This window comes from Lysobacter sp. 22409 (genome assembly GCF_052045105.1).
In the GTDB taxonomy this organism is placed as follows: Bacteria; Pseudomonadota; Gammaproteobacteria; order Xanthomonadales; family Xanthomonadaceae; genus Lysobacter; species Lysobacter antibioticus_B.
Genome location: NZ_JBQEOE010000040.1, coordinates 19,173 through 31,952 on the forward strand (window position 1 = coordinate 19,173; position 12,780 = coordinate 31,952).

The window sequence follows — 12,780 nt, forward strand, 5'->3', positions numbered from 1 at the left end:
CTCAATGTTCGGGCCGGCGCCAGCGGCCGAGCAGGGCCGGCAACTCTTCGCCGGGCACCGCGTCGCCGATCAGCCGGCCCTGGGCGATCGCGCAGCCCAGTTCGGCCAGCATCTGCCAGTCCTCGACCGTTTCCACGCCTTCGGCGACCGCGTCCAGGCCGAGCTTGCGCGCCAGGTCGAGGCTGGCCTCGACCACCGCGCGCTTGCGCGGCTGTTGGTTGGCGCCGGCGATGAATTCCTGGTCGATCTTCAATTCGGTGAACGGCACCTGCGAGAGTTGCGACAGCGACGACCAGCCGGTGCCGAAGTCGTCGATCGACAGGCCGAAGCCCTTCAGGCGCAGGCGCGCGAGCACGCCGAGTCCGCGCGCGGCGTCGGCGATCAGCGAGCTTTCGGTGAGTTCGAGCACGACCTCGGCCGGGTCGACGCCGGCCTCGCGGACGATGCGCTGATAGCGGTCGGCGGCGCCGGCATCGTCGAGGGTCGAGGCGGAGACGTTGACCGACAGTTTCAGGCGCAGCCCGCTGCGGTCCCACTGGCGTTTCCAGCGGCAGGCCTGGGCGAGCATCTGTTCGGTGAGTTCGTCGACCAGGTCATCGTTTTCCAGCAACGGCAGGAAATGCTGCGGCAGCACCACGCGGCCGTCGCTGCGGGGCCAGCGCGCCAACGCCTCGACGCCGATCGCCCGCCCATTGCCGAGTTCGACCTGCGGTTGGAACCACGGCACGATCTCGCCGGCGGCCAGCGCCGCGCGCAGGCTGTCGAGGCCGATCTCGCCGGGGTCGTCGTCGGCGACCGCGGCGGCGACCAGTTCCAGGCCGGCCAGGGCCTGGGAGAGTTTGCTCCGGGTCAGCGGTTTGGGCACCGCCTCCAGCACGCGCAGGCCGCAGGCGCGGGCCATGGTCTGGACGGTGTGCAGCAGGGCCGCGTCGAGCGCGCTGACCACCAGAATCGCGCGAGCCAAGTGCTCGCGGGCTAGGTGGTCGATGAATTCGATGCCGTCCATGCCCGGCATGTCCAGGTCGACCAACACCACGTCCGGCACCTGCGCCAGCGAGCGCAGCAGGCGCAGCGCGGAGGCGCCGTCGCCGGCCTCGTGCAGGCGGGCGACGCCGAGTTCGGACAGCAGGCGCAGCGCCATGCGGCGTTGGAAGCCGTGGTCTTCGACCACCACAACGCTCAGTAGCGAAAGGGACATCCGATCCTCGGCTGCGACGGCGCATCGACAGACCGACGTCGTCGAGCGAACGCGCGGCTGTGGACGGCCGACTGTAGCCGTGTAAGGAGTCCAACGGAAACAACGGCGACGAACGGTCGCGGTTGCGGTCCTCGCCACGAAAAAGCGGCGCGGCATNCAGGCCGGGCGAGGCGCCCGGCGCGGTCTTGCGCGGCCTTACGGCCAGCGCGGCGGGTTCTCGGCCCAGGCCTGTTGCACCTGGGCGAGGGTGGCGCGGTCGCTGTCGCGCCACGCCGGCAGCAGCTCGGCGTAACGCGAGCTGTCGCGCCACAGGTCCGGTTCGCTGCGCACCGCGGCGGCATACCACTCCACCGCTTCGTCCTTGCGTCCCAACGACCACAGCGCGACCGCGTAGGTCGGCGGCATCCATGCGGCGCTGACGTTGCGCGCGCCGTGCAGGGTCACCCAGTACTTGAACGCTTCTTCGTGGGCGCCGAGGTGGTACAGATCCCAGGCGTAGTTCCACATGATCGCGCGCCAGTAGGTGCTGCCGCTGTCGATCTCGCGCAGCGCCCGCCCGTACAACTGGCGGCCCAACTCGACCCGGCCGCCTTCCATGGCCAGGTGCGCGAGCTGCGCGGCCTCGGTCGGCGCGTGCGCCTTGCGTTCGATGATCTTGGCCAGCCGTTCCATGGCTGCGTCGCCGTTCTCTTTGATCGCGACCACCGGCTTGGTGGTCTGAGCGTCGGCGTCGAAGTAGAACTCGCCCGGCTTCGACAGGGCCTGGGCGCCGGCGGAGCCGGATACCACGGCGGCGGCGAGTGCCGCAGCCAACAACAACTTGCGAATAGGCATGTTTGTAGATCCCCCTGGAACCCCTACATGCTAACCGCTGCGATGCACAATCCATGAATCCGCGCACATAATTTATTTGACGCAAGCGGGCGAATAGCGTGATACGGACGGGCGGCATCGCTCGCTTGCGGCCGGGTCGGCCATCCCCGGCGCGGGTACGCTCGGGCAAGGACGGGCAGCGGCGGTCAGTGGGCGAGCGCTCCGCCGCGGTCGCCGCGGCGGAGCGAAGGGCGCCTGACCGGGTCAGTTCGCGGCCGGGCGTAGGGTCACGCGGTCGAGCGCCCACAGCGGGTCGTGGCCGCCGCTGGCGAACACGAAGCACAGGTCGTGGCGGCCGGCGAGCTTCGGCAGGGTCGCCTGCAGCGTGCTCAGGCCGTCCGAACGCTTGGCCTCGGCCAGCGGCAGGCGCGCGATCGGTGCGCTCTTGCAGTCGTCGACGCGCACTTCCAGGGCGCCGCCGAGTTCGGCCTTGCGGGTCACGATGTTCTTGGTGTCGTGCCAGAGCTGGAAGTTGTAGGGCACCTGGCCGACCCGGACCTCGATCCGGCCGACCCCGTCGAGGCGGGCGCCTTCGTAGATCCAGCAGGGGTCGATCAGGTTGGTGGTCAGCGAGGCGCGGGCGCCGTCGCCCTTGCCTTCGATCGCGGCGTCGTCCTCCAGGCGCAGGTTGTAGCCCTCGCGGCAAGGGCGCAGGCCGGCGCTGGTGCGGGTGCTCAGGTCGGACAGGTCGCGGGCGCTGAAACGGCGCGGCGCGGAAATCGCCTTGCCGTCGACGAAGGTGGTCGCCACCACGTCCAGCGGCAGGGTCGCGGCGAGCGGTTGCCGGTACAGCGGAGCGTCGACGCCCGGCTCCTGGCCGTCGGTGCGGTAGCGGATCTCGCCGAAGCCGGTCTGGTTGCTCAGCGCCAGCTTCGGCGCGGCGCCGTCGGCGCCGTCCTCGACCTTGAACTTGACCGCGAACGCGACGTCGGAGGCCTTCACGTCCTGGGCGCGGTAGCGCGCCATCTGCGCGGCCAGGCGTTGCTGGAAGTCGTTCCAGTCGATCCGCGCCTGCGGCGACCACACCACTTCGGCCAGGGCGTCCAGGCGCGGGTACAGCGCGGTCTGGATGCGCTCGAAGCTGCGGCGGTGCTCGCTCCACAGGTTGGCCTGGGCGCCGAGCACGTGCTTGCTCTGGGCCGCGTCGAGCTCGGGCGGCACCACCGAGAACTGATAGAAGTCGCGCAGGGTGCTGATCGGGAAGCGTCCGCTCGGCTCGTCGTCGCGATCGCTCTGGACGTAGTCGAGGTAGAGCTGGCGGTCGGGCGCGACGACCACGTCGTGGCCTTCGCGCGCGGCCTCGACTGCGCCCTTGGTGCCGCGCCAGGACATCACCGTCGCGCTCGCCGGCAGCTTGCCGCCTTCGAGGATCTCGTCCCAGCCCAGCAGGATGCGGTCGTGCTTCTGCAGGTGGCCGGCGATGCGGCCGACGAACCAGCTCTGCAGCGCCATCTCGTCCTTGAGGCCGAGCGACTTGATCTTGGCCTGCACGCTCGGCGAGGCGATCCACTGGTCCTTGGCCGCTTCGTCGCCGCCGATGTGGATGTAGCGCGACGGGAACAACCCGGCGACTTCATCGAGGACGTTTTCGAGGAAGCCGAAAGTCGAATCGTCGACGCCGTACAGATAGGTGTGCACGCCCCAGTCCGGCGACACCGGCGGCGCCTTGCGTACGACGTCGGTGACGCCGAGCTCGGGATAGGCGGCGATCGCCGATTGCGCATGGCCGGGCATTTCGATTTCCGGGACCACGGTGATGTGGCGCTCGGCGGCGTAGCGCACGACGTCGCGGATCTGCTCCTGGGTGTAGTAGCCGCAATAGGGCTTGGGCTTGCCCTCGGCATCGCGGCCGGCGGCGCCGGCGAGGATGCGGCAACCGCCGACCTCGGTCAGGCGCGGGTACTTCTTGATCTCCACGCGCCAGCCCTGGTCGTCGGTGAGATGCCAGTGGAAGGTATTGAGCTTGTGCAGCGCCATCTGGTCGAGCACCGACTTGACCTCGTCGACGCTGCGGAAGTGGCGGGCGACGTCGAGCATCAGGCCGCGCCAGACGAAACGCGGGGCGTCGTCGATGCGCTGCGCGGCGATGCTCGCCGCGCCCTTGCCGCCGTCGGCGGTGGCCAACTGCCACAGCGTGACCGCGCCGTAGAACAGGCCGGCCGCGGCGCGCGCCTGCACGCGCACGCCGTCGCGGCCGATCTCCAGCGTGTAGGCCTCGTCGCCGCTGGCGGCGGACTTGGGGTCGAGCGCGAACACGATCGCATCGGCGCCGGGCTTGCCGCCGCTGTCGATGCTCGGCGCGAAGCCGCGCAGCTGCTGCACGCGTGCGGCGAAATCCTCGGCGACGCGGCGCGCGGCGGTGTCGTCGGCGGCGACCACCAGACGCGTCTGCGGCCCGAACACGAACCGCCCTTCGCCGGCGACGACTTGCGCCGGGCGCGGGATCACCGCGCTCGCATGCGCGGCGATCGCCGGCTCGGCGCCGCTCGCGGCGGTGGAGGTGGCGTCGGCTGAGCCGGCGCCGGCCGAGGTAGAGCCGGCCGACGGGGTCGTGTTCTGGCAGGCGGCCAGTCCGATCGCCGCGGCGCTGGCCAGGGCCAGGTTCCAGGCGGTACGCGTTTTCATCGTTGCGCTGCTCCGTTCGTGGCCGGCGTGCGTGGAGGCGCGCCGGCGGTGTCAGTGTGCGGTGCTCAATGCGGCGAAGCCCGGCAGGGTGAGTGCCGGGCTTCGGATGCGAGATGCCGACGGGATCGTGGCGATCCCGGCGACGTGGCCACGCGTCCGGCCTAGCGGCCGGCGCGTGCGTGTTGCGGTGCGGATCAGAAGTTGAACCGGAACGCGGCCATGTAGCGACGGCCGCTGTGGTAGGTACCGACCGGCTTGCTCTTGCTGCCGGAGTACTGCACGTATTCCTCGTCGAGGATGTTCATGGCGTCGAACGACAAGGCCATGTTCTCGTTGAACTTCCAACCCACGCTGGCGCCGAGTTCGGAGTAGGCGTCGACGCTCGCCGGCGCTGCGCCGGCCACGTAGCCGCCGGCCAGGTAATGGCTGCGCCAGTTGTACGACAGGCGCAACGTCAGCGGGCCGTTCTCGTAGTACGGGCTGATCGCGACGCTGTCGCGCGACTGGTACGGCAGCGGGTCGCCGGTGTTGTTTTCGCCGTCGGCGTAGGTGTAGTTCGCGGTCAGGCCGAAGCCGGTGTCGGCGAACGGCTGCTGGTAGCTGACGTTGAAGCCCTTGACCTTGCCCTTGCCGGCATTGCGCGGACGCTGGATGTCGTAGTCGCAATAACCGTCCGCGGTGCAGCCGTGGAAACCGACCAGGGTGGTGTCGAACACGACCCGGTTGGTGTCGCGGATCGAGTTGTACTGGCGTTCGATCCGGGCCGCGCTGTCGATGTAGTTGGAGATGTCCTTGTAGAAGACCGACGCCGCCAGCACCGACTGTTCGGCGAAGTACCACTCGGCCGACAGGTTGAAGTTGGTCGACTCGTACGGCGACAGGTCGGCGTTGCCGCCGCTGCCGTTATACGTGGTGTCGTTGAGGAAGGTGTTGTTGACCATCTGGTTGTACGGCGCCCAGGCGATCACCTTGGCCGCGGCGAAACGCAGCAGCACGTCGTTGCCGGTGTCGTAGACCACGTTCAGCGACGGCAGCACGAAGTCTTCCTTCTTCGACTTGGTCTGCCACTTGCCGGCCAGGTTGTCGAGCGAAGGCGCGCCGCCGTAGACGAAGCCGCTGGCGTCGGTCTTGGATTCGACGTAACGCAAACCGAAGTTGCCGCGCCAGGCGCCGCTGGCGAAGTCGGCCTGCACATAGGCCGCGGTGTTGGTCTGTTCCAGCGCCCAGGTGTTGTTGAGGAAGCCGGCCGGGTCGGGGTTGGCGAAGTTCAGCGGGCTGCCCTTGACCCAGTCGAGCACGTTGCCGCGGCCGACCTGGATGTGGCGCCCGTGGTCGTTGCTGAAGCCACGGATGTCGGTCAGGCCGACGGTGCCGACATCGGCCAGCGTGCCGCGGTTGACCGGGCCGTAGATGTTGAGCTCGAAGGACTCTTCATGCTTGGCGCGACGCACGCCGAACTGGAGGTTGTTGAACACGCTGTCGAACTCGACGTTGAAGTCGACTTGTCCGTAGGTGTCCTTGCTCTCGGTCGAGAACACGCCGTTGTTGCCCATCCAGCCGTTGACCAGGCCGCCCGACGGACCCCAGTTGGCCGGATTGCGCGCGGCGTCGGGGTTGTCGAAGGTGATGCCGCGGTCGATGTCCCAGCTGAAGCCGCCGTTGTAGACCGGCTCGATGAAGTACTGGGCGAGGTGCTTGTTCTCGGACTTGCTGCTGCCGATCTGGCCCTTGAAGCCCCAACCCTCGCCGTCGAACGCGGTGCGCAGGTCGATGCCCTTGGTCTCGACTTCCGACTCGCGCACGTTGTTGTCGTACAGCACCGTGCCGCCGGTGGCATCGGCGTTGGCGTTGGAGTGGCCGCTGGTGACCACGCCGTTCTTCGCATCGCCGAGGCGGTTGACCGCGGCGACGGTACCGTCGTTCCAGGTCAGGAAGCTGTACAGCGACTGGTTGTAGTTGTCGAAGTTTTCCTTGATGTACAGGCCGCTGAGGTTGAACTCCCACTCGTCGCTCGGCTTGAACTGCAGGTTGACCACGGCGCTGTCGCGCTTGCGGTGCTGCTGGAACCAGGCGGCGTTGATCGAGTTCGGCACTTCCGCGTTCGGGTCGAGACCGGCGCGTGCGGCGTTGGTGAAGGTCGAGGCCTTCGCGTAGCCGAAGATTTCCAGGCCCTGGCGATCGACCTGCTCTTCGTAGTGCTGCGCGGCGACCGAGACGCCGAAGGTTTCTTCCGGGTTCTTCCAGCTGTACAGCAGCGACGCGCTCGGGCGGCCCTTGCTGCCCTGGTCGCTGTAGTTGTAGCTGACCGATCCGGCGACGGAGTTGGCGTCCATGTCGAGCGGCTGGCGGGTGTGCATGAGCACGGTGCCGCCGAGGCTGCCTTCGGTGATGCGCGCTTCCGACGACTTGATGATCTCCAGGCGGCCGAGGATTTCCGGCGCGAGCAGGGTGTAGTCGAAGCCGCGGTTCGGCTGTTCGCCGTACAGCCAGATCGCCTGCGCGACCGGATGGCCGTCGAGGAAGGTCAGGTTGAGGCTGGGATCGGTGCCGTCGATGCTGACCCGCTCGCCCTGGCCGAAGCGGCGATCGAGAGTGACGCCGGGAATCTGCGACATCGCTTCGGCGACATTGGTGTTGGCGAACTTGCCGATGTCCTCGGCGGTGATCGCTTCCGACACGGTCACGTTGGCTCGCTTGGTATCCAGCGACTTTTCCAGGCTCGCACGGATGCCGGTGACGACGACGGTATCGAGCTCGGTGGCTTCCGACGATGCGGACGGGCTCGTTGCTGCCTGGGTGTCCTGGGCGGCCGCCAGGCCCGAACCGATACAGGTCAGGACCGCGACGATGCTGGCTGACAGGATGCTCTTGCGCGCTTTCATTAACTGTTCCTCCCTCGGGCGGTGATGGCTCGGCGATCGACCGGGGAAAGCCGGTTCGTCGCGAAGTCCGGTTTGTCTTGTCTTGTTTGTCTTGATGCAGCCGGTCGCGGCGACGCCGTTTCCGGTTTCGGTGTTGCCGCCTTCGATGCGAGGCCGCGGTTTCGCGCACGCGCCTTGCGCGCGTGCGCCTGAGGCCTTGCGCCTACTGCGTTTTTTGTTGGCGATTCGCCGGCGCCGTCGCGCCATCGCCGGGTTCGCTTTCCTGCGGGCCCTGCTCGTACTGGCCCGGCTCGTACCGACCGTGCTCCAGATACCAGCTCGCCGCACCGATCACGCCGAGCCGTTCGTTCTCGATCAGCCGCACCGGCACGCGTTCGAGCACCGGACGCATCGCGCCCTTGTCGAGCATGCGGGCGTGGAATTCGCTCTCGGGCACGAAGTCCTTGAGCTGGGGCAGGATGCCGCCGGCGATGAACACCGACTTGGCGCCGCTGATCACGGCCAGATCGCCGATCACGCTGCCGAGCAGCGCGCAGAACGTCAGCACCGCTTCGCGCGCGATCGCTTCGCCGCGACGCGCCGCTTCGGTGATCGCAGCCGGCGCCCGCAGCGACGGCTCGACGCCGTTGAGCGTGCACAGCGCGCTATACAGATTGACCAGGCCGGGACCGGAGACGAAGTGCTCGGTCGGCACGTGGGTTTGGCCGCGTTGCTGGGCCAGGCTCAGCATTTCGACTTCGCGCGAATTGCCCGGCGCGAAGGCGGTGTGGCCGGCTTCGGTCGGCAGCACCACGGTGGTCTTGCCGTGCGGAATGCGCACCGCCGCGCCGAGGCCGGTGCCGGGGCCGATCACCAGTACCGGGCCGGGCGTCGACTCGCTGACGCCGGGCGTGAGCAGGGTCGAATCGTTCGGCGCCATGCACTGGGCGGCGTTGGCGTTGGCCTGGAAATCGTTGATGAACAGCACCTGGCGCAGGCCGAGCTCGCGGCGCAGTTCCGACAGCGAGATCCGCCACGGCAGGTTGGAATTGATGACCTGGTCGTCGAGCACCACGCCGGCGCAGGCGATCACCACGTGATCGACGCCGACACCGTTGCTGGCGATGAACTCGGCCAGGATCGCGGCCAGGCTCGGGTAATCGGCGCAGACGTACTTGCGGTGAGCGAGCACGGTCACGGTGGACTCGCCGCCGTTGCCGGGGCGGACCAGGCCGACACGGGTATGAGTGCCGCCGACGTCGGCGGCGATGAACTGGGGCGTGGCCGTATTCAGCCGTGCAGCCGCGCTCATGCGCAGGCTCCGGCGACGGCCGTCGCTACGCCGGCGTGTGTGTTCATGATGCGTCCCCGCAAGGACATCGACGACGTCCCGTTCCATTCCCACTGCATGCGCCCTCCGCGGCTGCCGGTGTGTTTCCCCTTGGCGGCGCCGAGAGTGCTCTGGGTTTGACAACGTTGTCAACAAGTTCGCGCCAATGTGTCTCCCAGGCCTCAAAACCGTGTTTCGCTGCCCGGAATATTGATGCGCCGCAACATGGCGGCGCGCGCGCAAGATCACGGTTTGGCGGGCTTCTTGGCCATGCGACTGGTATGCGGGAGCGACTTGTGACAACGTTGGGCCGACGCTTGTCGTGCCGGTCATCCGGATGACCAGCGGGACGTGGCGGGCGGTACCCGCCGCTCTGGGAGGGGAGTCTCATGTCGGTTTCCAACGCCAGCGCTCGGCCGCGTCACCTGGGTTCGATCGCGATCATCGGCGCGCTGTTCTTCGTGTTCGGTTTCGTCACCTGGCTCAACGGGCCGCTGATCACCTTCGTCAAATACCGGTTCGAGTTGAACGACTTCAACGCGTTCCTGGTACTGACGGTGTTCTACCTGTCCTACCTGTTCCTGGCCCTGCCGGCGTCGAGCATCCTCAAGCGCACCGGCATGAAGAAAGGCATGTCGCTGGGTCTGTTCGTGATGGCGATCGGCGCCTTCGCCTTCGGCGAATTCGTCTTGCGCGGTTCCTACCCGGGCGCGCTGGCCGGACTGTTCACCATCGGCGCGGGCCTGGCGATCCTGCAGACCGCGGCCAATCCTTACATCAGCATCCTCGGCCCGATCGAAGGCGCGGCGCAGCGCATCGCGGTGATGGGCATCTGCAACAAGATCGCCGGTGCGCTGGCGCCGTTCGCGTTCGCGACCCTGGTGCTGGCCGGCATCAACAAATTCGATGCGCAGCTCGCCGCGGCGACCCCGGCCGGCCGCCAGACCCTGCTCGACGAATTCGCCGCGAAAGTGCACGTGCCTTACGTCGCCATGGCCGGCGTGCTGGCCTTGCTGGCGGTGCTGTTGCTGCGCTCGCCGCTGCCGGAAATCCGCGCCGAAGACGTCAACGCGACGCCGGCCGACAGCGGCGGCGTCGACAAGAAGGGCCTGGCGCATTACCCGCACGTCTGGCTCGGCGCCTTGTGCATCTTCGTCTACGTCGGCGCCGAAGTGATGGCCGGCGACGCGATCGGCACCTATGGCGCGGCCCTGGGCCTGCCGCCGAGCGAGACCAGCTTCTTCACCACCTTCACCCTGATCGCGATGCTGGTCGGCTATCTGGTCGGGCTGGTGGTGATTCCGCGTTTCGTCAGCCAGCAGAAATACCTGGCGATCTCGGCCGTGCTCGGCATCGTCTTCACCGTCGGTGCGTTCTTCACCAAGGGCTATGTCTCGGTCGGCTTCGTCGCCGCGCTGGGCTTCGCCAACGCGATGATGTGGCCGGCGATCTTCCCGCTCGCGATCGAGGGGCTGGGGCGTCTGACCGAGCGCGGTTCGGCCCTGCTGGTGATGGGCATCGCCGGCGGCGCGGTGATCCCGCAGCTGTTCGCCGCGCTCAAGCAGCACTTCGATTTCCAACTGGTGTTCCTGCTGCTGATGGTGCCCTGCTACCTGTACATCCTGTACTTCGCCAAGGCCGGGCATAAGGTCGGCCTGGCTCATCGGGCCACGGCTGCGGGCACCGCCTCGGCCGCGGTCTCGAACTAAGGGCCTTTCGGGCGCGGTTCCCCTTGTGCGTTAACTCGTACGAGGGGAATCCGGCGGGCTCGGCGTGGGCGTGCCGAGCCTGCGCATCGGGTGACCGGCGCCAGCGCCGGCCACCCCGCGCTGGGCGGGTTCAGCCAGCCGGCTGAAGCAGTTCCCCCGCCCGCTCTGTCGAAGAGGGGAGCGGGTGCCCGGTCTGCCTTCTCAGGTGCGGCGCCGCTGCCGGCCTGCAACCGCCCTCGTGCCCGAACGAGCGGTCAATTTTTCACCGTCGAATCGAAAACCCGCCATCAGTCGCAATCGCCGCTGGCCGCTGCGACGACGCTTCGGTATCGTGCACACAATGAATGCGCCGCCTCCCCACGCCGGCGCGGTCGCGCCTACGGGTGCGTCGACCGCGCGCGCGCTGCGTTACCTGATCCGTGTACCTCTGCTCCTGTGGCATGTGCTCGTCCATCTGCCGCTCGTGCTGCTGCTGACCACGCCCTTGACCACCCGCATCCCGGTCGGCGGCGGCGAAACCCTGGGCCATCGCCTGATCCGCGCCTGGTCGGCCGGGTTGATGCACGTGTTCGGTTTCCGCCTGCGCCGCGTCGGCACGCCGCTGCCGGGCGCGACCTTGTTCGTCGCCAACCACGTCAGCTGGATCGACATCGAGACCCTGCACAGTCAGCGCATGATGGGTTTCGTGGCCAAGCGCGAGATCGAGAGCTGGCCGGTGGTCGGCTGGCTGGCAGCGCGCGGCGAGACCATCTTCCACCACCGCGGCAACACCGAATCGCTCGGCGGCGTGCTGCACGAGATGCTCGCGCGCCTGCGCGCCGGGCGCTCGGTCGGCGTGTTTCCCGAAGGCGGCACGCGCGGCGGCGGCGAAATCGGCCCCTTCCATGCGCGCATCTTCCTCGCCGCGGTCGAGGCCAACGTGCCGGTGCAGCCGGTCGCGCTGCGCTACGGCGAGCGCGGCAACGCCCAGTCGGTGGTCGCCTTCCAGGGCAAGGAAAGCTTCTTCGCCAACTTCCTGCGCCTGCTCGGCGAACCCGGCTGCGTGGCCGAGATCCATTTCCTGACCCCGATCGGTCCCGGCGAAGCCGATGGCCGCCGCCGCATCGCCGACCTGGCGCGGCAGCGCATCGTCGAGGCGATGGCGAGCTGAGGCCATGCTGACCGCCGCCGACTACGCGCCTCCACGCTGGCTGAGGAACGCGCACGTGCAGTCGGCGCTGGGTTCCAGCCCGTTGCGCCGGCGCCGCGCCGAGCAACGCTTCGCCCAGATCGGCGCGCAGACCACCGAACACCTGATCGAGGCCGGCGACGGCGTGCGCCTGCACGGCCTGCACAGCGCCGTGCCCGGCACCGCCCCGCGCGGGCTGGTGATGCTGCTGCACGGCTGGGAAGGCAGCGCCGATTCCAACTACATGCGCCTGACCGCGGCGCAGTTGCTGGCGCGCGGCTTCGAGGTGTTCCGGCTCAATTTCCGCGATCACGGCGGCACCCACCATCTCAACGAAGGCCTGTTCCACTCCAACCGCATCGACGAGGTGGTGCAGGCCACGGCCGAGATCGCGCGGCGCTTTCCGTTGCGGCCGCTGTCGGTCGCCGGCTATTCGCTCGGCGGCAACTTCGCCCTGCGCCTGGCCTTGCGCGCCACCGACGCCGGCTTGCCGCTGGCCCATGTCGCCGCGGTCTGCCCGGTGCTCGATCCGGCCCGGACCATGGATTCGATGGAGTCCGGCCTGCCGCTGTACCTGTGGTACTTCGAGCGCAAATGGCGCGATTCGCTGGCGCGCAAGCGCGCGCTGTTCCCGGCGCTGCACGATTTCGACGACCGCACCCTGGGCCTGAGCATGCGCCCGCTGACCCAGTGGATGGTCGAGCGCCACACCGACTTCGGCACCCTCGACCGCTACTTCGACGGCTACTCGATCGCCGGTCAGCGCCTGGCCCGCCTGGAAGTGCCGGTCAGCATCCTGATGGCCGCCGACGACCCGGTGATCCCGGTCGCCGGCTTCCAGGAACTGGTCGTGCCCGAGCACGCACGCGTCGAGATCGCGCCCTGGGGCGGGCATTGCGGCTTCCTCGAGAACGCCCAGCTCGACGGCTTCGCCGAACGCTGGATCGCCGACCGCCTGAGCGCCTGCGCTTCGGCCTGAGGCGCGCGCTGGCGGCGCAAGCGGGGTCCGGGACCGG

The 12,780-nt window shown here is 68.5% G+C and carries 8 protein-coding genes; 3 read left to right on the forward strand and 5 right to left on the reverse strand.

The genetic code is table 11. The features are described from left to right. Position 1: 1 nt before the first annotated feature. From ACTJJK_RS18270 to ACTJJK_RS18290, 5 genes are all read right to left on the reverse strand, one after another. Entirely contained in the window at positions 2-1,198 is a 1,197-nt protein-coding gene (locus ACTJJK_RS18270; protein WP_440730892.1) for an EAL domain-containing response regulator, read from the reverse strand. Positions 1,199-1,393: 195 nt separating this feature from the next. Next, entirely contained in the window at positions 1,394-2,032 is a 639-nt protein-coding gene (locus ACTJJK_RS18275) for a hypothetical protein (RefSeq protein ID WP_051885214.1), read from the reverse strand. 243 nt (positions 2,033-2,275) lie between these two features. Beyond that, the gene (locus ACTJJK_RS18280; RefSeq protein ID WP_440730893.1) at positions 2,276-4,696 is read right to left on the reverse strand and encodes a family 20 glycosylhydrolase; all 2,421 of its coding nucleotides are present in this window, start codon (positions 4,694-4,696) and stop codon (positions 2,276-2,278) included. 194 nt (positions 4,697-4,890) lie between these two features. Next, a complete protein-coding gene (locus tag ACTJJK_RS18285) occupies positions 4,891-7,578 on the reverse strand; it encodes a TonB-dependent receptor (RefSeq protein ID WP_440730894.1) in 2,688 nt (895 codons plus the stop codon). Positions 7,579-7,780: 202 nt separating this feature from the next. Next, positions 7,781-8,869, reverse strand: a complete 1,089-nt coding sequence (locus tag ACTJJK_RS18290) for a glucokinase (protein ID WP_036149215.1) — start codon at positions 8,867-8,869, stop codon at positions 7,781-7,783. A 407-nt stretch (positions 8,870-9,276) separates the two neighbouring features. Between ACTJJK_RS18290 and ACTJJK_RS18295 the strand changes: the two genes are divergently transcribed. The 3 genes from ACTJJK_RS18295 (at position 9,277) to ACTJJK_RS18305 (ending at position 12,743) form a co-directional block, all read left to right on the forward strand. Then, positions 9,277-10,596, forward strand: coding sequence for a sugar MFS transporter (locus tag ACTJJK_RS18295; RefSeq protein ID WP_051885216.1), 1,320 nt, complete (start codon positions 9,277-9,279; stop codon positions 10,594-10,596). Between the two features lie 340 nt (positions 10,597-10,936). Continuing rightward, positions 10,937-11,746: a lysophospholipid acyltransferase family protein gene (locus tag ACTJJK_RS18300; RefSeq protein ID WP_031373115.1), complete on the forward strand. Its 810-nt coding sequence runs from the start codon at positions 10,937-10,939 to the stop codon at positions 11,744-11,746. 7 nt (positions 11,747-11,753) lie between these two features. Continuing rightward, on the forward strand, positions 11,754-12,743 hold the full coding sequence (locus ACTJJK_RS18305; protein ID WP_031373116.1) for a YheT family hydrolase: 990 nt from the start codon (positions 11,754-11,756) through the stop codon (positions 12,741-12,743). The last annotated feature ends 37 nt before the right edge of the window (positions 12,744-12,780 follow it).